General features: G+C 39.2%; 19 protein-coding genes. 12 read left to right on the top strand and 7 right to left on the bottom strand.

Annotated elements, in window-relative coordinates:
* Window positions 1–118 precede the first annotated feature (118 nt).
* The 3 genes from A6M13_RS13495 (at window position 119) to A6M13_RS13485 (ending at window position 5,215) form a co-directional block, all read left to right on the top strand.
* The gene (locus A6M13_RS13495; RefSeq protein WP_066547402.1) at window positions 119–1,378 is read left to right on the top strand and encodes an L-lactate MFS transporter; all 1,260 of its coding nucleotides are present in this window, start codon (window positions 119–121) and stop codon (window positions 1,376–1,378) included.
* 416 nt (window positions 1,379–1,794) lie between these two features.
* A complete protein-coding gene (locus tag A6M13_RS13490) occupies window positions 1,795–2,610 on the top strand; it encodes a helix-turn-helix domain-containing protein (protein WP_066547398.1) in 816 nt (271 codons plus the stop codon).
* Between the two features lie 226 nt (window positions 2,611–2,836).
* On the top strand, window positions 2,837–5,215 hold the full coding sequence (locus A6M13_RS13485) for an SMC family protein (protein WP_066547396.1): 2,379 nt from the start codon (window positions 2,837–2,839) through the stop codon (window positions 5,213–5,215).
* 68 nt (window positions 5,216–5,283) lie between these two features.
* Here the strand turns inward: A6M13_RS13485 and A6M13_RS13480 are convergent, their stop codons facing one another.
* Window positions 5,284–6,354 carry a mechanosensitive ion channel family protein gene (locus A6M13_RS13480; protein WP_066547395.1) on the bottom strand — a complete coding sequence of 357 codons (1,071 nt, stop codon included), beginning with the start codon at window positions 6,352–6,354 and terminating at the stop codon, window positions 5,284–5,286.
* A 203-nt stretch (window positions 6,355–6,557) separates the two neighbouring features.
* On the opposite strand from A6M13_RS13480, the gene A6M13_RS13475 reads away from it, so the two are divergent.
* The 6 genes from A6M13_RS13475 to A6M13_RS13450 all read left to right on the top strand — a co-directional run bounded on the left by A6M13_RS13475 (window position 6,558) and on the right by A6M13_RS13450 (window position 14,324).
* Entirely contained in the window at window positions 6,558–7,913 is a 1,356-nt protein-coding gene (locus tag A6M13_RS13475; protein ID WP_066547394.1) for a Na+/H+ antiporter NhaC family protein, read from the top strand.
* A gap of 172 nt (window positions 7,914–8,085) precedes the next feature.
* Window positions 8,086–9,579: an S-layer homology domain-containing protein gene (locus tag A6M13_RS13470; protein WP_083998370.1), complete on the top strand. Its 1,494-nt coding sequence runs from the start codon at window positions 8,086–8,088 to the stop codon at window positions 9,577–9,579.
* Window positions 9,580–9,959: 380 nt separating this feature from the next.
* Window positions 9,960–10,586: a C40 family peptidase gene (locus A6M13_RS13465; protein ID WP_066547389.1), complete on the top strand. Its 627-nt coding sequence runs from the start codon at window positions 9,960–9,962 to the stop codon at window positions 10,584–10,586.
* A 190-nt stretch (window positions 10,587–10,776) separates the two neighbouring features.
* Window positions 10,777–11,496, top strand: coding sequence for a TspO/MBR family protein (locus tag A6M13_RS13460; protein WP_066547387.1), 720 nt, complete (start codon window positions 10,777–10,779; stop codon window positions 11,494–11,496).
* Between the two features lie 147 nt (window positions 11,497–11,643).
* Window positions 11,644–12,501 carry a patatin-like phospholipase family protein gene (locus A6M13_RS13455; RefSeq protein WP_066547386.1) on the top strand — a complete coding sequence of 286 codons (858 nt, stop codon included), beginning with the start codon at window positions 11,644–11,646 and terminating at the stop codon, window positions 12,499–12,501.
* An 11-nt stretch (window positions 12,502–12,512) separates the two neighbouring features.
* Window positions 12,513–14,324 carry a DUF4886 domain-containing protein gene (locus tag A6M13_RS13450; protein WP_066547385.1) on the top strand — a complete coding sequence of 604 codons (1,812 nt, stop codon included), beginning with the start codon at window positions 12,513–12,515 and terminating at the stop codon, window positions 14,322–14,324.
* Window positions 14,325–14,462: 138 nt separating this feature from the next.
* Here A6M13_RS13450 and A6M13_RS13445 read toward each other — a convergent pair whose 3' ends face one another.
* Together A6M13_RS13445 and A6M13_RS13440 are read right to left on the bottom strand one after the other, a co-directional pair.
* Complete coding sequence (locus A6M13_RS13445) at window positions 14,463–15,434, bottom strand: hypothetical protein (RefSeq protein WP_066547378.1); 972 nt, start codon at window positions 15,432–15,434, stop codon at window positions 14,463–14,465.
* Window positions 15,435–15,532: 98 nt separating this feature from the next.
* Window positions 15,533–15,958: a PH domain-containing protein gene (locus A6M13_RS13440; RefSeq protein ID WP_066547376.1), complete on the bottom strand. Its 426-nt coding sequence runs from the start codon at window positions 15,956–15,958 to the stop codon at window positions 15,533–15,535.
* A gap of 177 nt (window positions 15,959–16,135) precedes the next feature.
* On the opposite strand from A6M13_RS13440, the gene A6M13_RS13435 reads away from it, so the two are divergent.
* Window positions 16,136–17,692: a hypothetical protein gene (locus tag A6M13_RS13435; RefSeq protein WP_066547374.1), complete on the top strand. Its 1,557-nt coding sequence runs from the start codon at window positions 16,136–16,138 to the stop codon at window positions 17,690–17,692.
* A gap of 341 nt (window positions 17,693–18,033) precedes the next feature.
* Here the strand turns inward: A6M13_RS13435 and A6M13_RS13430 are convergent, their stop codons facing one another.
* From A6M13_RS13430 to tnpA, 3 genes are all read right to left on the bottom strand, one after another.
* Window positions 18,034–18,453, bottom strand: a complete 420-nt coding sequence (locus A6M13_RS13430; protein WP_066547371.1) for a hypothetical protein — start codon at window positions 18,451–18,453, stop codon at window positions 18,034–18,036.
* A gap of 209 nt (window positions 18,454–18,662) precedes the next feature.
* Window positions 18,663–19,751 carry an IS200/IS605 family element RNA-guided endonuclease TnpB gene (gene tnpB / locus A6M13_RS13425; protein WP_066547368.1) on the bottom strand — a complete coding sequence of 363 codons (1,089 nt, stop codon included), beginning with the start codon at window positions 19,749–19,751 and terminating at the stop codon, window positions 18,663–18,665.
* Window positions 19,752–19,753: 2 nt separating this feature from the next.
* Window positions 19,754–20,161, bottom strand: a complete 408-nt coding sequence (tnpA, locus tag A6M13_RS13420; protein WP_066547366.1) for an IS200/IS605 family transposase — start codon at window positions 20,159–20,161, stop codon at window positions 19,754–19,756.
* A gap of 344 nt (window positions 20,162–20,505) precedes the next feature.
* On the opposite strand from tnpA, the gene A6M13_RS13415 reads away from it, so the two are divergent.
* A complete protein-coding gene (locus A6M13_RS13415) occupies window positions 20,506–20,787 on the top strand; it encodes a YrvL family regulatory protein (protein WP_066547364.1) in 282 nt (93 codons plus the stop codon).
* A gap of 341 nt (window positions 20,788–21,128) precedes the next feature.
* A complete protein-coding gene (locus A6M13_RS13410) occupies window positions 21,129–21,626 on the top strand; it encodes a GNAT family N-acetyltransferase (protein WP_066547362.1) in 498 nt (165 codons plus the stop codon).
* Here A6M13_RS13410 and A6M13_RS13405 read toward each other — a convergent pair.
* The gene (locus tag A6M13_RS13405; RefSeq protein ID WP_066547360.1) at window positions 21,612–22,106 is read right to left on the bottom strand and encodes a hypothetical protein; all 495 of its coding nucleotides are present in this window, start codon (window positions 22,104–22,106) and stop codon (window positions 21,612–21,614) included. The genes A6M13_RS13410 and A6M13_RS13405 overlap by 15 nt on opposite strands.
* Window positions 22,107–22,117 lie beyond the last annotated feature (11 nt).

Here is a 22,117-nt window from a genome sequence, read left to right as displayed (position 1 = left end):
AAAGAGTTGCATAGAAAAGGTTTTGAATGATACTGTGTAAATACGAAGTTCACAGAAAAGACAAACATACAAAAAAATAGGGTGAACGACTGATATTTATGAATGAGGGGGCGATTTTATGAACAAAAATCGTTGGTTAATCGCATTATCTGCGATTGCAATTCACTTATCAATTGGTGGAGCATATGCATACAGTGTGTATAAAAATCCAATTGTTGCAGAAATGGGATGGAATGCGACAGAGGTGACGGTCGCTTTTACAATTATGATGGGGTTAGCGGGTTTTTCAGCCGCAATGTTTGGTAGCTTTGTTGAAAAGCAAGGTCCACGTAAGTCAGCGTTATTAGCAGCAGTATTATTCGGTTTAGGACAAGCAGGTGCAGGGGTAGCGATTATGCTTGATTCGATTCCACTTTACTGGGCAACATACGGTTTATTAAGTGGTCTAGGGATGGGTATTGGTTACATTGCACCGGTATCGACACTAGTGAAATGGTTCCCAGACCGTCGCGGTTTAGCTACGGGGATGGCTGTACTTGGATTTGGTGCAGGTTCATTAATTACAGCGCCTGTTGCTGTATCATTAATGGAGTCAGTAGGGATTCAAAATACGTATTTTGTTTTAGGAGCTAGTTATTTCTTATTAATGCTGTGTGGTGCATTATATATCGCACCGCCAAAAGCAGGGGAAGTACCAGGTTCAGAAGCGGTCAGCAAATATGGACCAGCTCGCGCAGAGATTCCACAACTATCAGCGCGTGAAGCAGTGCGTACAAAGCGTTTCTGGATGCTTTGGTCGATGCACTTAATCAATGTAACAGCCGGTATTATGATGATTTCTGTCGCTTCTCCAATGGCGCAAGAAGTCGTTGGTTTATCGGTTGCAGCAGCCGCAACAATGGTTGGTTTAATGGGCTTATTTAACGGTGGTGGTCGCTTAATTTGGGCGGCAGCATCGGATTATATTGGGCGACAAAATGTCTTTGTAATCTTCTTTACCATTCAATTAATTGCGTTTATTACACTGCCATTTACATCAAGCATTTTATTGTTCCAAATTTTAATATTCTTAGTAGTAAGTTGTTACGGTGGTGGCTTCTCAAACTTACCAGCATTCGCATCAGATATGTTCGGTACAAAGCAATTAGGCGTTATTCATGGCTATTTATTAACAACATGGTCATTAGGTGGCGTATTCGGACCGATGCTTGTCACAGCGATTCACGAAACAGCAGGAAGCTATGTGCCAGTGTTCTACGTATTTACAGCGTTAATTGCCATTGCTTTTGTCATTGCGGTGTTATTACGTCGTGATATTGAAAAAGCAAAAAAAGTACGCAAAACAGAACAAGCAGCCGATATGCAAACAGTTCAATAATAGTAAAAAACCACAAAGAAGCTGTCTAGAACGAATCGTTCAGATAGCTTCTTTATTTTTATGTGAATATCTTGATTTTTTTTTGGCGTTAACAGTGATTTCTGCACAACTAAAAAACGCTAATTGAGAATCGAAAGAAAAAAATCGCGGGTATGAATTTTTCTTTGCTATTCGCAAAAGGATAAAAGTGTTTGGTGTGCTTTTTATTTGATTGTGAGATGGCGCGATTTTATTCGTGTTTTGTGTGTTTTAGATAATACAGTTTTCAGGCGAAAGGATAAAAAGTATGTTGTGTTAAGAGTGGCTATGTATTTTTTTGTCAAATGTGCGGTTGACAAAGATGAGAATGATTTATATGATATTGATAATCATTTTCATTAAGAAACTAGTAACAAAGTTGGAAGGACGTACATACAATGAATATTAATCAACTAATCGAGCTTTATGCACAGACACCAACCTATTTTGTCGACGTATACACGACGACATTACCAGCCACAAAAACACAATCATTTCGCACAACTAATGAAAAGACTAATTGTTTTATTGTGCCATTTTCAGGTGAAGCGACCATTACGATGGACAATACACAATATGTCACGAAAAATAATAATGTATTCCACTGTGGGCCGAATGCGCAGTGCCAAATTTATGTGACAAGTGAGAGACCTTTTCATTATGCCCTTATTCAATATGAAGTGTTACGCGCTGAAAATAGTTTGAATATCGCTTTCGATTACCAATTAGACGATGCGGTGCGCTGTCAACATTACGTACAGCAATTAGTAGAATTAGCCGCAACACCTGGGAACTATGCATTGTTACAAAGCCACACAATCTTTATGCAATTCATTGAAGAATTTTTAGCGAGTGCGAAGCGTACAACATTAACGCCTAAGAGTGAAGTGGCTGCATTTGCGATTGCGTATATGCACGAGCATTATGCGAAGGATTTATCAATTGCGCAATTAGCTGAACATGTCGGCATTGAACGTCGCCGCTTTAGTGAAGTGTTTGAAGCGACAACAGGGATGAATCCAAGTCAATATTTAATGGAGCTACGTATACGTAAGGCAAAAGAAGAATTGCGTGCAGACCGTGAATCCATCGCTGAAGTTGGCGAAAAGGTCGGCTATTACGATTGCTTTTACTTCAGCCGTGTGTTTAAAAAGTGTACGGGCATGTCGCCATCGACATATCGTAAAAAATATCGTCAGCTTGTAACGAAATAAAATGTTAGGCAAAGAGCAATTGTGCATCGCGTCACAATTGCTCTTTCTCTATGTCTTTATACATATAGGTAATATGAGTGTGAAGTCGTATTGGGAATGTAAAAAGGCATAGCATCTTTGCAAACATGCGCTTTTTTTCTTGAAAAACAGCAAAAATGGTGTATATATGAACGAATGATAAACTATGATATAATAAAGGATATTTTGTATTTAAAGGACGAATTTTATGAATATCACATTAACGAATCAAGTGCAGCGTTTAAAACAAGAGCTGATTGCGTATGTTACAGCATGTACTGAGCGAGCATATGTAACCGAAGACGCAGGGCGTTATTTTATTGATGCACTAAAAGCTATGCCCACAGTGCCGCATTACGCACTAACCGGGTTGTCTGGCGTAGGCACGACAACCATTTTAGAATTGCTATTAGGGCGTATTGCGGCGAATTGTCCACCTAGCACTATATTTATGCATGAACAAATGGTCATGACAACGGATGCAACGGTGTTTTTACATGATATAGATACATTACAAGATTGTTTAATCCAATATACGTTACCAAATGATGTACCAGATGCGTGCAATATGGTGTTGTGGGTAACGCAGTATGGCAATATTGGTAGTGTGGAGGAACAGCAGTATTTGCAGGCACTAAAAGAAGCAGGCAAAACGATTATTTGTGTTGTGAATATGATTGATATTCATGAGCAATTAACGAATGAATCGTTAGAAGAGCATGTAATACGACAGCTTCAACCATTACAACCGTATATAACGGCTCACCTTTGCATTTCAGCAGCTTACGCAAAAGCCGCGCAAGAATTTTACGATGATGAATTATATATACGAAGTGGTTTTCATTTAGTGGAGCAGTTTTTTGAGGAACATGAATATTTTTATGTGCAACAATTAGAAGCATGTTGGATGTTGTTTGAGCCTTTTATTGAATATATTGAGGCGATCATGCGTACGAGTGTCAAAGATGTTGCTGATTTAGTACATCAAGCTGCATTGCAAATGACCGAAATGCTTTTGATTGAACAAGAACAGGCGCAACAACTGCATCAGCAGCCGTTAGAACAGTTTTTACCACCATTTGAGACGAGTATTCGAGCATATATGGCACATGAACAGTTTCAACAAGGTGTGTTAAAACAGGCGACATTGCAAGTAGAAACATTATTTGCGATGCCCGCGACCGTACAAGAGTTAGAAGATGTTGTCGGATTTTTACTACAGGGAGACGCCCCGATTGGTGATGACCACCATATTTATGTGCAATTGCAGCGCGCATATCAGCAAGTACATGCATTGCTCGATAAGTTTGCTCGTACGCAAAAGGCACATATGTTAGCGAATGTGAAGCAGGAGCAAGTGGCACACTATCGTTTGCATGAAGATATTGTGGCATATGATGAGGCGTATGCGTTCCATACAGAAAGACTAACGGCAATTGAAGCGGCTTTCCAACATCCGCTACATATTGATCTTATGCCTGCACCAGATTTACAAATTGACGAAAGTCGCGTTGTACTTGATGATGCTCCGTATCCATTTTCGTTGCCATTTACATTTGAACGCTTTGTCGTTGAATATATGGATGAACAGTTAACATTTATTTTAGATGAGGTGTCACAGCAGCTCGAAGCGAGTGCCAGTATTTTAGCAGAGATGGACCAAATTGCACAATCAGCAAATGAGGATGCGCAAAAAATGCGCAGTTTTCAAGAGCGATTGGAACAAGCTGAAACGATTAATGAATTATTGCTATTATTTGATGGGCAACTAGAAGATGATAAATACGCGCAAGAGCGTTTTGAATTATTTCATGAGTTAATTGAAAGTTATCGTGTCATGCAGGCGAAAATCGATGTATACGATGAGCAAGCGCTGCAAACATTACTGCAACATGAGCAAACTTATAAAGCGATTATTGCGCATTATCGCCATTTAGCATTGTTAACAAATGCCGATAAGCGAGAGTTACGCGCGATTGTACAAGATTATAACGGTATTCAAGCATTTAGAAAGCAACAATATGAAGAGCTTGCACGTGCGTATGAAGATTTGGACAACCAAGCGACTGAACATAAACAAATGCTTATTCGGGAATATGACCGCTATATGCGTCTATATAAAGAGCAATTACAGCAGCGTGAATCGGTTATGAATGAATGGCAACAAGCGTTAGAAGAAAGACAACAAGCGCTTGTGAAGCGAGACCGGTTACGTGTACTCCAGCATATTGAACAAAGTGCAGAACAGCATCAAGCTTTGCAGCCGCTCGTGCTACGCATTACGGATATGTTCGCGGCAATTGAAGCTGCGTATGATTATGACATGCCACAATTACCAACGTATGAAGCAAAAGATTATAATACAGTGTCGATTAAAGATGCTGCCATTCCAGTCGAGCAAGAGTATCCGCAATTTGCGGAAATTCAGCAAATTGCGACGAAATATGAAGTTGTACCATACCGAGGAATTTTTATTACCGGCGTCTCAGTAATCACGATGTGGGTATTATTTAGCTGTATTTATGCGGTATTATATGCAACAGGTTTTGTTGACATACCGCTGAGTGAGTTATTTGGACAGCTATAATATAATAAATAGAGAACATGAAAAAGCGTACCATTGGACATCATTTGTCGAATGGTACGCTTTTTTACTTATAGTGGAATGGTCGTTGTGTATTGTGTATCTAATTGTGTGACGCCGTGACGCTTGAAAATGTCATGCACAGCAAAAATAATATCTTGGCGTACGGCTAAATTCGTTGCTGTCACATCGGTTGCGACAAAAAATCGAATTAGCAGTCGGAACGCATTTGGCGTGAAGTCATCAATGAACACATGCACAACGTCTTTTTCCGTTTGTTCATGGAGCATAATTTGTTCATGAATTTCTTCACATGCCGTACGGATTACTTGTTCATCGTTTGTAAGGTCAATAAAAAAGTGCATTTCTGTTTTCAGTTTCTGGCGCTTGGAATAATTGTAAATCGGGCGGTTCATTAAAAAGGCATTTGGCACATATACAAGTCCTTTTTCGCCTGCATCAAGGAGCGTACTGCGTAAATTGACATCCTTTACAGTACCGTCGAGCTTTTGGTCATCAGTTGCAATCCAATCCCCAATTTGGAACGGTTTATCCAAGCCAACCGATAGCCCACCGAAAATATGAGACGATGTATCACGTATACCGAATGCTAATGCAACACCGGTTAATCCAATCCCCGTTAAGAAGCCATTGACGTTAAAGCTCCACAGCGCAGCGATACTAAAAATGGCTATCGCTATCATGACGGCTTTTGCAATACGGATAAGATATGGTGCGATAAATTCCTCGCGATGTTCAGACAGCTTAATTTTTGCCGGATTAGCGGTATAGTAGTTCATAATGTCATAGACAGCTTTAAAGACAAAGTACAACATTAACGAGTAGAAAAACTTTTCAATTTTCGTGACGTCAAACAGCCAAACATTTAGCGTATAGGAGCTTGCAAAAAAGAATGAAGCTGTCAGTAAGGCATGGCGGAATGACCGACCGAAATAGTGCCATACATTGGCGACAAATGGTTTATCAACCTTCTTAAAATAGCGTACAAGTGAGTGAAGAAGCGGTTTTAACACATATTGTTGGAGAACAAATATTACGATAATAAAAGCGATAGCAATCGCAATTTGTGTCCAAGAGGGTACAGTCATATTAGGAACGAGCCAGCGAATCGTTTGTAGCATATCGAATTGTTAAACTCCTTTATCGAAAAAAATCATTGTAGCTAAATCGTACCATGATTTGAGAAAAGAAGGGCATAACAAATATGTAATTTTAGGAGAAGATGAAAAGTCAGAAAAATCTTTCAATCGTTATTTGTAAGTTATATAAGGTATACTAAGTTCAAATAATTCAATGCGTTGAAGTGTGAAAGTGAGAGAGCGTTATGCAGCAACAAGCGTTACAGCAAATTCGAGCATCGGAAGCATTCCTTGTGTTCGCTGTTACGATGTCGATTATTTTTACAACATTATTATATGCAAAAGCATCGCCACATATTGGGTTGCTGTTTGCCATAATTTTTTTAATAATATATGGCTTGTTGAAGAAATGTCGCTTTACAGCATTACAGCAATCAATGGTCAATGGGGCTGTCGATAGTTTGCCAGCGATGTATTTATTTTTCTTAATTGGTATTTTAATTGCCACATTTATGTATGGCGGTGTTATCCCAACTTTAATTTATGCAGGCTTTTCCATTATTTCAGGGACATTCTTTTATGCGATTGTATTTGTTGTATGTGCGGTTATCGGCGTAGCCATCGGTAGCTCATTAACAACGGTTGCGACACTCGGACTAGCCTTTATCGCGATTGCTACATCGCTTGATTTTTCATTAGCGATTACAGCTGGAGCGATTGTATCAGGCGCGTTTTTTGGTGATAAAATGTCACCAATTTCGGATACAACGATTTTAGCGGCATCAACAGTAGACCAAGATTTATTTACGCATATTAAAACGATGATGGCGACGACTGTGCCAGCATTTGTGATTTCATTAATTGTCTTTGCTTTTTTATCACCTTCAGAGGCGACGATTCCAGCAAAGGAATTACAAAGCATGAAGGACGCATTAATATCGCTCGGTTTAGTGCAGTGGTGGACGTTGTTGCCATTAGTAGCGCTTGTTGTGTTAGCGGTGTTAAAAGTGCCGGCATTGGCAACATTAACAATTGTTAGTGGCATTGCTGCGATACAAGGCTTTATTTTATCACCAGTTTCAGCAGAGGCGTTTATGACCTTATTGTTAGAAGGCTACAAGGTGACATCGCCGAATGAAGCGATTAATGATATTTTATCGCGCGGTGGCATTGCATCGATGTTCTTTACAATGACCCTAATTGTGCTAGCATTATCGTTTGGTGGTTTATTGTTTGGTTTAAATATTGTCCAAACAATGTTTATGCAAATTAAAAAAGCCATGACAACGGTACGCAAGGCCACATTTGGCGCGGCAACATCGGCTGTCCTTCTCAATACCCTGATTGGTGAGCAGTACTTGGCAATCTTATTAACAGGTACGAGTTTTAAAGACTTTTTTGTAGAGCGAGGCTATTCAAAACGTCAGCTAGGGCGCGTGATGGAAGATGCGGGTACAGTTGTGAATCCACTGGTGCCGTGGAGTGTATGTGGTATTTTTATTACTTCTGTATTAGGCGTTACGACCATTGAGTATATTCCATATGCAATTTTCTGTATTGCTTGCCCGATTATTACGGTGCTGGCCATTATAAAAAAATAAGTAGTGTGTAATGGGGCGTCTGCTAATTTAGCAGATGCCCTCTTTTTTTATGCGACTTATTATATTATTGAGATAAAATATCTATTTCATATGATTCATTTTTGCTTTTAATATCATTATTTTGACTTTTTTCGGGGATAAATTGATAAGAATATGTGATGGGGTGAGGAGTATGAAAAGGTATTTGCAAGGAATTATCTGTACGCTACTGTTATGGAGCGGAAGTAGTTCTGCTGCATTCGCGCATAATGTGCCACCGAATAATCCACATTACGGCGCGTACACAGAGCTTGTTGCTAGAGGCGCAGTTGCACCCAATCGTTTACCGTATGAAGCAGTGACACGCGGAGAAGTCGCGATGATGCTCGTACGTGCAAAGCAGCTTGGCGAGGTTACGACGCCACAGCAAGCGATGGATATCGCCATTGCACATCAGTTTTTTACAGGCTATGCAGATGGCTCTTATGGTACGCATGATGCAATCACGCGAGCACAAATGGCAACGGTAATCGTTCGAGCGTACGGACTACAGGCACGCAGTACAATGCCTGCACATGATGTTGCGATGGACTCTACACATTATGATGCCATTCGTATTTTATATGCGTATGCCATTACAACAGGTACATCTGCAACGACATTTTCCCCAAATGCGCCGGTACAACGAGTAGAGGTGGCATCGTTTATTTATCGTACAGAACAAGCGTTATCTGCTCTTTCATCTTCTCCTCATGTCACAGCACGTGCAACAGTGATTCAGCAAGCTTGGTTTGATTGGCGCCCTCAATATCGAGGTGCCCCGTTTGCTACATTACCGAATACAACGCCATCGTATCGTTTAGGCAGTTTACAACAGCCTTTACTGACAGATGCACGAAATTTGACCAATTTTCTTCGGTTTATAGCTAGCGTGCCGAGCAATGTTCGTGTAAGTAATACGTATAATATGTATGCACAAGCAACAGCTGTTGTAAATGCAGCGAATCAGTCGATTACACATACACCAGCAAAGCCATATAATATGTCGCCGTCGTTATTTGAACAAGGTAGAAGTGGTTCTGCCACAAGTAATTTAGCGCGCAAAATTCCGAATGTATTAGTCGCAATGGCATACGGCTTTATGAATGACGGCGATGCACAAAATATGTCACATGTTGGACATCGACTATGGATGTTATCGCCATTTGTCGATGAGGTAGGGTTTGGACAAGCACTTGATACAAACGGCGATATGTATGTTGCGATGCGTGTGACGGATGAGCAAAAGCAAAAGCAACAGCGCCAATATCGTGAGGAAGCCGTTACATGGCCTGGAAAAGTGGCGATGCCGACGCAATTTTTCACAGCAACATTCCCATGGTCTGTGTCTTTAAATCCACATCTCTATAGCAAGCAAAATGTCGAACATATACGAGTAATCTTGACAAATGAAACGACGAAAGAGGCATGGTTCTTTTCCCAGCAACAGCAAAATTTATCGGTGAGTAGGCACGATTATGGCGGTTTAAGTTTTTCGATTATTTTCCGTCCAAACGTTAAGCAGTATACAGCAGGGCACACATATCGCGTCACCATTACAGGGTTACAGATGCATACAGGTCAATATACAACGTACCAATATGCGACAACTTTTTTTGATTTAGCAGGTTATTCATTCCCACAGTAATGATAAAAATACGAGGAAACCGTGATTTTTTTGTTGTTTTTTTATGAAAAACATGCGTTTATAACGAAACGCATAAAAAAGATCAAAAATGATTATCTATTGCTATAATCAAATTTTTGATCTTTTTATTATGAAATCAAATACATACATTATAAAAATTTATGTTACATCATTAAAGAGAGAAGTAGAGGGTATTTATTGACTGGTAAATCGTGTAATGTCATACAACTCGGCAATTTTACATCATTTTGTAAAGGTATTGTAATATAAAGCTGTTATGATTAGTCTCGTTGGTGAATCAGCACCAAGTTAACTACACATTCAATCGAAATATTATATAGAGCAATATACTACAAACAAAAGTGAGGAACTAATTAATTATGAATACATTAACGAAAAAAGTAGCAGCAGTCGTAATCGGGTCAACGGTAGCATTTTCAGGTGTCACAGCAGCTTCAGCGGCAACGTATACAGTAAAATCAGGTGATACATTATCGAAAATTGGTTCAAAATACGGTGTGTCATATAAAACAATTATGAGCCAAAACGGTTTAAAATCGACAAATATTTATGTAGGTCAAAAATTACAAGTAGGTGGCAAAGCGACAAAAGCTTCATCTTCGTCGTCTTCATCAAAAGCGTCTGCTAGTGGCTCAAATATCGTGGCGAACGCAAAACGTCATTTAGGTACACGTTATGTATTTGGCGGTTCTTCACCACGTTCAGGTTTTGACTGTTCAGGATTTGTTTATTACGTATTAAAACAATCAGGTAAAAAAGTTTCACGTACATCAGCAGCTGGTTTCTACAGCGCATCAAAAAAGGTTAAAAATCCACAAGTGGGCGATTTAGTATTCTTCAGCGGTACGTACAAAAAGGGCATTTCTCATATCGGTATTTATATCGGTAGTGGTAAAATGATTTCTGCAAGTGGTAAAAAAGTAAATATCGCAAGCATCCATAGCGGATACTGGGGCAAATATTTCACTGGTTACGGCCGTCTGTAATCAGCGTTACACCCTATTTATTATATACGCAAAGCTTTTTCATCTTTCTTTGATGAGAAGGCTTTTTTGTTTGTTCTTATCTATACCACTGTTGCCTGTACAAAAACATTACAGTCGTGAAAGGGATTAGTGCGTATGAAAGAAGGGAATGGTGTTACAAGAAAATACTTGCATCACGAGGAGGGATTTCATGAAATGGTTATTGGTAGTAGCATGGCTCGCCGTTGTAGCGGTCAATGCGTTGGCAAATATTTTACCGATTAACGGACAACAAACAGGTGAGATTTCGGATCAGCTCGATGTTCTATTTACACCTGCTGGGTATGTGTTTAGCATATGGGGACTTATTTATGTATTGTTGGCAGTATGGGTATTTTTCCAATGGCGTGATTTAAACCGTGGCGAGCAAGGACAAGCGAATACGTATTATTTATTCATAGCGAGCTGTGTATTTAACATCGCTTGGTTGCTTTCATGGCATTATGAAATTTTCTGGTTGGCACAAATTTGGATGTTTATCTTATTAGGCACATTAATTATGCTGTACCGTTCGTTTGGACAGCATACAGGATTTGGTGGCCGTTTACCGTTTTCGATTTATTTAGGATGGATTTCAGTCGCAACGATTGCGAATATGAGTTACACATTGAAATATTATGACATTAGTTTAGGTATTTCTGAGCCCGTTGGAACCGTTCTATTAATGGCCGTTGCAGCAGCGCTTGCGCTACTCGGACAATACCGTGAAAATGATGCGTTATTTACGGCAGTTTTTATTTGGGCAATTATTGGTATCGCAGCATCGAATACGGATGGTTTAGTAGTCACTAGCGCGTATATCGTCGCAGCCATTATTTTTATCGGCGGTATTGCGATGTCCTTTTTACCGAATAAAAAGTTATATGCATAAAGTATGAAAAATTGCGGAAGTCCTACAAACGTATAGGATTTCCCTTTTTTTGTGTGCTAAATATGGTATGATAAATATTGTTTAAATTATGGACATTATACAATACATAGAATGAATGGCTGTTTAACAGGCGAAAGGATGAGAGACATGGAGCGACAGCATCCAAGCTTAATTTTAGAAGGTGGTACGTTTCGCACCGTTTATACAGCGGGTGTACTGGACTATTTTTTAGAAAGAGATTTTCATATGCCATATGTACTCGGCATTTCTGCAGGGGCTATTTCTGCGTGCTCGTATGTTTCGAAGCAAAAAGAGCGTACGTTTCGGGTCATTGCGAATTATCGGAATGATAAACGTTATATTGGTGTTGGGAATTTTTTAAAAAAAGACCGTAGTTATTTTGGATTAGATTTTTCCTATAATATTATTCCCAACCAAATTGATTACTTTGATTGGGCAACATTTACACAACATGAAGGTGAAGTGTTGTTTGGGGTGACAAATGCCTATACAGGTAACGTAGAATATATGAACGCCAAAGATATGGACGAACAAAATATGATGCTTCGTGCAACATGTGCGATTCCTATTTTATTTCCTGAAATTAAACTTAATGGCATTCCATATTACGATGGTGGCTTAAGTGAGCCGATTCCGATTAAACGTGCTATTGCAGATCAGTACGACCGTCATGTGCTCGTCTTAACACAACCTGAAGGATATGAAAAAAAGTTAGACCGTTCAAGCAAATGGGTTATTAAATTATTCGAGAAAAAATACCCGAAACTTGCAGAACAAATGAAACATCGCGCAGAACGGTATAATGAAACGATTGCGGAAATTAATCGTTTAGAGCAGGCGGGAGATGCGTTTGTGTTCCGTCCGCAATATGCCTTAAATAGTTTTGAAAAGGACCGCTTTATTTTAAAGCGTAGCTACGATATGGGCTATGATTTAGCAAAAGCGCGTTTTGATGATTTACAGTATTTTATGCATTCTAAATAAGAGGTGATTCTATGCGACACTATCGGCTTCTGTTTGTCGTGGTTTTCGCTGTTGTTTTGCTATTTGCAACAACGAATGAGCGCACCGCAGCAGCGTCCGATCCAGTGAAGATTTTATTTATTGGAAATTCTTTTAGTGAAGATACATCGTTATATCTTTATAATATTGCCAAATCTAATGGTAAAAATGCCGTCGTCGCCGAGGCGCATATTGGTGGTATTGGCCTAGAAGGACATTGGCGCAATATCCAGCAAAATAAAGCGTCGTACCGTTATGTTCGTTACGAGGCAAAAGGATGGTCACAGCAACGAGGCAAAACATTGCGTCAAGTGCTGCAATCCGATGATTGGGACGTTGTCTTTATGCAACAAAACTCACCCAACTCTGGTGACTATAGCACATTTCAACCATATTTAAATAATATTCGTGATTATGTATTGAAAACGGTGAAAAATCCAACGCGTGTGAAAACGGGCTTAAATGCAACATGGGCCTATGCGACAAGCTATTATTCATATCCGTCGTATGCGAAGACGCAACTAACGATGTATAACGCCATTACACAAGCATATAAAAAAGCGATTTCTTCCGCACCGTATGATTATATCATTCCATCCGGTACAGCTATTCAAAATGCACGTGCTAATGATATTATCGACAAATATGGCACAGAATTAACACGTGATGGTATTCATTTAGATGCATCCATTGGTCGTTACACAGCAGGGCTTGCTGCATATAAAACCATTTTTGGGCAAAATGAATCGAAAGGTGATTTCTTCGTGCAGCCACAAAACACAGAAGAACAAGTGATTTTAAAGCGTTACATCAATGCAGTTGTAGATGCCGCAGTTGCTGCGCCACATGTATTTACGTTTGTTGATGTAGACGATATTAAATATACATATTATCGCCAACGCATTACACCTTCTGTAACGAAGGTGAGTGATACAAAAGGTAATATTTATACAAATTTATCGGTGAAAGAAATTCAAACGATTAAAACGGACATCGAAGCGTTTTTAAAGCGTGCGAATGTAAAAGCGTTAACGGATAATTATGCGGCACTGTTTAAAAAAATGGACGCGCGTATTCAGGATCTTAATCATACAGAAAAAGTGTTAACGGATTTACGCACACGTTATAAAGCAATCTTTACGATTACCGAAGCGGAAGTGACGATGACAGAAGGGCGTCCGTATCGCCAATATGTTACAACATTAAATGAGCTAACGGCACATGCAGCGACAACAGAAGATATGTATACACTCAAAAAAATTAGTGCTATGACAGAACAAATTAAAGCATATATGGCGGAGCTGGATGATACGTACACGCTATTCTTTAATAAAGTGACGGCGTTACAAAATATCTTTCATAGTAATTTTAATAAGCAAGCAACAGAAATTTTAGCGATGTACCCAACCGTTTCAACGGTATATTCGTTAGAGGCCGATGTCGTGTCGAAAGTAGAGGACATTGAAGCCGCAAAAAAGGACTATGATGCCTTTCAAGAAACAATCGCTAATGGACAAGCTTACACGAAAGAGCCATTGATAACGACCGACACAATGAAAGAGTGGCGTATCACATTTACGGAAGCGCTAGCCAATAATTTCCGTGAAGGCGATGTGTATGTCGTGAATCAATTTGGCCAACCTCATGATGTAACGATTGCTGTGGAAGGTACAAAACTTCTTATTTCACCAACGCAACCGTATCAACTTAATACTGCTTATTATGTCGTCGTTGATGAATGGTTGCGCGGCGAAACGAGTTTATTGAAACAACAACAATATATTTCATTTATCGTGAACGACTAAACGGTCATATTTAGTATAGACGAGGGCGAGTAAATAGCTTAGCCGGTAAAAAAGAGATGAGACAAAACCTTTCTCTAAATTGAACAAAGCTCCAGTGAATGTACGATTCACTGGAGCTTTTTTTTGTATGTTCATAGATCACGGTAATACTTGTTCACTGCCGAGCGCTTTACAAATAGCACAACTTGTTACGATAGCTTGCTGTTTATATGGAATGGCAAAATTAAATTCTTGTTGTAAAAACTGTACAAATTGTTCTGGTGTTAGCGGGTCATTACTTTCAAACTGTACGAGTTCTTTTGCACAGTCACAACAGCGCTTTTTACGTGTTAGGATAAAAAGGTGAGCATCCAGTGCATAAAAGGCAGTTGGCGCAACCTTTGCTGTCATGTATGTACTATACATAATACCCACATTTGTCCACTTTTCATAATGACCGTACCGCACATGTGAAGGCGTCCATGTAGACGGAGCAGGTTGGCATGTTTGGCAGCGCTGTTTACGTGGTGTCGTAGCAGGTAAAACCGTGAGTTGAAATGTTTGCGATATATATGTTGTAATGGCTGCTGTTGAAGATAGCGAAATGGATAGTTTTCCAACTTCTTTCATACATGCGCAGTTTTGTTGTTGTATGTACACTGTAAATGTTGAAGCTTGTAATGTTGGTACTAAAACAATGGCAGTAGCCTGTTGTAAGAGTGACGGTGGAAATGTTAATTGTATCGCACACTGTGATTGTTCATTTGTATAATATGTATCAGCATAATACGCAAACGAGCTCCATTGTTGCGCACAGGCAGCACAATATCGGCGTAGCTGTTGCACATCCTCACAAAACGTTAACGTATGATCGAAAAAGCGATGGATTTGGGCACTTGTTGGTGCTTCATCGACATCGTATGTTTCAATGACGACATTCGTTGCTTTCGCAAAACACCCACATTTTTTCTGTGTGTACAAGGAATAATGATGTGCATGCATCGAAAAAATCGATTCCTCATGCACTAAATACGCAGTATCTTTAATGTCACGAGGACCAATATTACTTTCAATACTGACATCATCGGTATGATAAGATGCGTGGAAAAACGAATTAGTATAATGCCACATTAGCATTGTCTCCTTTATAAATAGGATAAAAGAAATCGTGCATTCCTCTCTAGTATAACGTAAATAATGGATTTTTTAAATGCTTCGACAACTGCACATTACGAAGAAGGTTGCATTTGTGCACGAATCACTTGACGAAATTCAGAAAGACGTTCATCGACAAACGACACAATAAATACTTTTTCCATGCGGCGAAAACGTAGCACAATTTCTGTCTGTTTCAGGCGTCTTGTACGCAACTGTTCAATCGTATCATACGGGTAAATATCAAAGAATGAGCCGTAATGGCGAGATGATGTAATAAAGAGTAGGCGCTCAGATGTGGCTACAAGTAAACCATACATATGTCGATGAATGGCTTCAGGAAGTTGAACAGCAATCGACGCTAAAATGCGCTCGTGTTGTTGTATTACTTGTGCCTCGCTATAAGCAATTGATTGGCGATAGCGAGTAATTGGATGTCCATGTCCAATATAAATGCGTTGCAGTGTGCGTTCATTTTGTAATTTGCGTAGGAAAAACACGTTACACCACTCCTTAGAGATTATCCGACAATTTTTTATGAACAAAAAGATATTGTCTGTAAGCACTGTAACGAAATATTCGTCAAGATGCAACGAATTTGTTGGAGGAATTATGTCGGTCTATTCGCAATGTTGGGTATAATAAAAGCACACGCAATGAATAAGGGGGAACGAGTCATGGAAATAAATAAAGTTGCCAAAGGGTTTCGAGCAATTAATGGGAATGATTTACGTGCATTGTATGTCGTTGTGAGTAAATTACATACAGGTCACTTATTAGCTTCAAAGGCAAGTGGTTTTGTGAAGACTGAACAACGCTTATATAAAAAAATCCAAAAGGAAGTAGAAGCATATACAGCTGTAACAGATGCACAAGTACAACTTGGTCTGTTTTTAGAGATATCTAAAAAACTCCAATTGCCAAAAGTCGCATTAACCGATGAAACAATCATTGTACTAGGTGCACAAGCGATGGTTGAAGCGGTATATCAAAAATTTACAGCGCATGATAAATTAGCGGCGCAGCTAGACATTACACATACACCACTAGATGCTATTTTGGAAGTACATGTACAACAAATGATTCGTTTTTACAAAAAGGAATTTGCCCAATTATCACCTAGCCAGCAGCGGGAGCAATATGAAAAGTTTGCAGCAGCTTATGAACAAGAAGGCATGCTGACATTAAATGAAGATACAGTAGCACAAGTACTTTATGCAGCAGCTCCAGGTCAATTTACGAAACAAATTGAGCTGATGGCACTGTTTATTCAGCAATTACCAACTGTGCAGCTAGATACATCACTCGACCCTGTACTCGCTGTATTTATGCATCCACACTTTTTAAAATTTGATGTGTTTGGGATTTCTTATTTGTCTGTAACGAAGCAATTATCGAATACACAAACGTTATTTTTAGGGATCGCTTTAACGACATTAGCTGTATTTGCGGAGCGCTCTACAAAAAAACAAGATATGCATATTTTAATTGCCCATTGGCAGCACATTGTCAATCAGCGCGCTAAAATGCAAACAGATATTGATACATTACATTTGCATATTGACCAACATCGCGTGTTGGATGCGACATTTAAAGATGAAATCATTGCAATAGAACGAGAGATAAAGGCAGCGCAATATGATGTGAAACAATTGAAAGAAGCGTTGTATGCGGAGTTTAATATAACGCGTGCTGATATGGAAGTGACAGACACTGCATATCATGCGCAGTATAATCGTTATAAGGAAGCCGAACGTGAAGTGAATGCTTTACGACAAAAATATGCGAATGCGGAGCCACGTACTAATTTATTGTCGAAGCTGACATCGAAGGTAAAAACAACAGCTGCCAATTTATCAATTAAAGCGAAAGAGCGTGAGAAGCAGCGCTTATTTGAGGGCATGGTGGATATTTTTATTGAACTCGATACACGTTATTTAGCAGCGGAAAAGCACGTAATTCGTCAAGCGCAACAACAAGTAAATGCACTCGTTGAAAAGAAGGTATTAATAGAAGAAGAACGCGCACCGATAATTGCCGCAATCAAAACATTCGAAGAAAACATCGCTGAAAAAGAGCGAGGTGTTCAGCGCATTGACCAGAAATTTTATAGTGTGGAACTCGGGATTCCGTCTAGTCCAACAGCGCCATTACCATTGCCAGAAGTAGATGTGTCGAGCGTAGATTTAGATGATATTTTAGTGGAAACAGATGAGCATGTGAAAGAAGAATAGGTTCAGAAGCGCTACGTGAGCAAAGGTGCTTTATATACAGAATATTCTGTGAGGGTGGTTAAGATTGCTTAAAAAAATTTGAGAATCATGAGCAAAGCTTTTGAAAGTTTTGTTACTTTGTAATATGATGACGGTGTTGGTTAGAAAGATAGAAAGTTTTCTTATTGCGAATAGCATAAGGGTTTCTCTGGTCCGCCATGAGCGGGCCTTTTCTCTTGCGATGGCAAAAAGCGAAATAGATGATATACATACATAGTAGTAGTTATGGGGGATAGGGAGACATAATATAAAAAGAAGCAGCTTCCTTGTAAAGAAGGAGCTGCTTCTTTTGGCATGTCATGTTAATGCAGGACATCGCCATTCGTGTTCATAATATAAATATTTTTTTCATTCATATCTGTATTTTCAATTGTTGAAAGTTCCGTCATTAATAAAGTGACGATACGTTCGATAATCGGCGTCTCTATAGTAGCGGTCGCTGGGACACGAAGCGTTGTGAGAATAGCAGGTATGGTCCCTTCTGTATTTGCATCTATTGTAAATAAAATATCCGCTTCAGGTAGCTGTAAAAGCGATGCAATTTGTGGTAGCAATTGTTGTTCAGCCGTTTCGAGTACAGCGGCAGTGTTTGTATCAAGAGGAGGTGCTTCTGCTACATCTACTTTTACAGTATTTTGTTGTACTTCATTGTTGACATCCTCATCGCTGCAAGCGCTAAGAAGAGCGGTTAAAGCAATTGTTGTTACAAAAAATCTTTTCATTTACATCACCTATCTATCGTGTAGTCCTATTGATTATACGTTATTTTCATCGATGCTCCTACTTATTGGATATACACAAGTGAACTACCCCTCCTTATCGACCTTACAGTCTGATTGAAGAAGGGGCTTCCTGAGAAGTAGATACTTTTACTAGCTATCTATATTTATCAGGCTACGAGGGTCGTTCCAACCCCTAAATAAGGTCCAGCTTAGTTGGCTAGTTTGACAAGATTACGTGCAGCGTTCATATCTCTGTCCCACGTTGCATGACAAGAAGGGCATGTCCATTCACGTAACGATACGTTTTTTACTTCGCTATTTTTGTAGCCACACGTAGAACATAATTGACTACTTGCATAGTTAGATGGTGCGATGATGACATCACGACCTTTCCATGCGGCTTTATATTCAATATATGTGCGGAATTGCGCCCAACTCATTTCGCTAATCGCTTTTGCAAGTTTGCGGTTTTTGAGCATATTTTTTACACGTAAGTCCTCCATTACGATCACTTGGTTTTCGTTCGTAATGTTGTGACTTAATTTGTGCAAGAAATCATTGCGCATATTGGCAATACGCTCATGTAATTTTGCGACCTTCAAGCGTGCTTTTTGATAGTTAGCAGAACCTCGGATTTTGCGAGAAAGGGCTTTTTGTAAAAAACGTAAACGCTTTTCGGCACGTCGAAACCATTTCGGATTGTCGTAACGTTTCCCATTTGATAAAATCGCAAATTCTTTTAAGCCAACGTCAATACCTACACGTGTTTCGAGTTTCGGGAAAAGTTGTTCGTTTTCTTCCACTAAAATTGAAGCATAATATTTATTGGTTGGTGTTTTGGAAATGGTCACAGACTTAATCAATCCACTAAATTGACGGTGCAATTTAATGCGCACAAGCGATTTTAATTTCGGCAATTTCAAGTAACCATTTTCAATGGAAACTGGCCCTTTTTGATTATTCGTTTTGTAACTACAACGATTCATGTGCCTGCTTTTGAACTTTGGAAAACCGATAGATGGCTCTCTGAAAAAGTTGCGATAAGCCGCTTGTAAGTCTTGTTGTGCGTTCGCAAGTGCAAGTGAATCCACTTCACGTAGCCATTCAAATTCACTTTTATATTGTGCAGGTGTTGGTCGAATCAGTTTAACATTCGGATTTTCTTGATGCTCTTTGTAGTTTTGAATGCGGTCAGCTAACATTCTGTTATAGATAAAGCGTACACAGCCAAATGTTTTCGCAAAAAATACTTTCTGTTCGTTGTTTGGATACATTCGATATTTATATGCTTTTAACATGCTTATCTGACCTCCTTTTGTCCTTGTGATTCAATATACTTTTTTACTACTTCTAGTGGCGCCCCGCCAACAGTTAATAGACAATAACTTTGTGACCAAAAATATTGTTTCCATAACTGTTGTCTCATGTTCGGAAACTCATTTTTAATCCTGCGAGAACTCGCGCTTTTATACGCATTAATAAATTTAGAGAGTTCTGTATTCGGCTTAGCAGTAAGCAGCACATGTACATGGTCTATATCATGATTCCATTCTTTTAGCGTAATATGATAGTTTAAGCAAATATCTTCAAAAATTTGTTTTAAGCGGTTCGAAATCGCATCGTCAATCACTTTTTTTCGGTATTTTACAACTAAAATAAGGTGGTAGTTCAATTTGAACACCGAATGATTATTTGTATCTAAATCCATTTATATCAACCCTATATTCGATATACGACTGAATGAAAAAGTGGGCAAATAAAAAGACTTTTGGCTAACGCCAACCGCCATTCATCCCATCCCTACTCATTGGGCTACCCCCGTATCACTCCTTGAAGAAGGGGAATTCTGGCGGAAATCGTTAAAAAAAAGCGTTATAATGAAGGTTCATTATGATAATTGAATAAAAAAAGGGCGCGAATAATGATGAAAGCAGACAAACAGTTTATAACGGTCGCCTGCGTAGTAATGGCAGGTATCGGCATGTTTATTGGCATTGGCTTTTTTGTCTGTATGGCACTGATGTATATATTTAGAGGCCATTATACATCTTTATGGAGTGTGTTGTTTTTTTTATCGGGAGTTTTTTAGTAGGCTTAGTCTGCGATTTTTTATTCCATTTATGTATGGATGTCGCTGCAACCGTACAACCACCAGGCTTTTTAGCGATGCTTATCATTGTTGATTTATTTGTTAGTTGGTTGCCACTTTATGCTGTAGATGAGTGGATGACCTCTGTTACTGTACCGTTAACAGCGGAATTATGTGGCGCGTTGATTCTATGTTTATTGTCATTGCCTGATTTACAGCAACGAGCACAAGTAGCAAATGAATAAATAAAACTGACGATACTAATTACAAATTTAGAAACATATGTAATGTCGCCAATGCGTCTAGTACAAAATGCTTCTCGATATTGAACAAAGAGCGTGCGACAAAAAGAAATATCCTTCAGCAACGACAACGGCTGAAGGATATTTTTGTGCTGTTAAAAGCTCATGTTCCTGTGGTACGTCGGCGCAGAAAAACATTGCTAGTCCAACTGAAGTCAAAGCTTATATTCGCATTGTTCTAAATGTAATTTACCTAAAAGAAGCGCTATTTCGAAAATTTAAGAAACATTGTCGTGTGTTTGGTATAATAAAATAAGTTTTTTTGCCAAGAAGGAGATGAGTTCATGTTAATTATACGTCGAGCACAACAACAAGACGCCGCTTCATTAGTAGAAGCGATGGTCGATGCTGAACGCTCAGGTTTTATGCTAGCGAATCCTGATGAACGCCGTTTAACGGTTCCTCAAGCGACAGCATGGATTGCGCGATTAGAGCAAGCGGAACATCAAGTCATGTTTGTCGCAACCCAACAAAGTACCATTATTGGGTATTTACTTGTACAACAAGAAACAATGGAAAGAACAAAGCACCGAGCATCTATCGTCATCGGTGTGCATAGTGAGCACCGAGGGAAAGGCGTAGGAACGGCGTTATTTGAATCGGCGTTTACGTGGGCGTATGCGAAACAAATTCGACGTTTAGAACTAACGGTTATTGTCCACAACGATGGCGCCAAGCATTTATATAAAAAAATGGGCTTCACCGAAGAAGGTGTCAAACGTGATTCGTTATTGATTGACGGACAGTTTGTAAATGAATATTATATGTCACGTCTGTTGTAAAGGACGTTGGTCACGCATGTAATAGCGCTCACTCATTTTGGCGATTGTGGGAATGAGTGTATCATCTGTTAATTGCCAATGGGATGTAGCAGCGATAAGTTCGTTTTGTCCAATATACCCGCTTTCGATAGCAAGTGTTTGTAACGAATGCTGACGGTCATGTAGTAATACGAAATTTGTTAAAATGCCGATATGGCGAAGTGCTTCCCAGTAGTCAAAGGCAAACGGGATCATATAGGCTGTACATTGGCGTTTATGTAAATGCAAGATAATATGTCCATGTGCAGTATAGCCAAGTGGATAGTGGACACGCCATTCATCAATTAGGTGATGGCGTTTAACGTCTTGCGGTAAAAAGATATCGAGTAAAGGGTCTGGAATAAAAATTTCGTGATGTTGGTCAAGCAATGGTGCTAAAACAGTGTTAAATTGCGCCTGTAAAAATGGCGTTTCTGACTGAAAATCAAGTACAAATTGCATAAATTCACCTC

The sequence above is a fragment of the Caryophanon tenue genome, from assembly GCF_001700315.1.
Classification (GTDB): Bacteria; Bacillota; Bacilli; order Bacillales_A; family Planococcaceae; genus Caryophanon; species Caryophanon tenue.
Note: the sequence above shows the minus strand (reverse complement) of the source record. Positions and strands in the feature narration are given on the sequence as shown.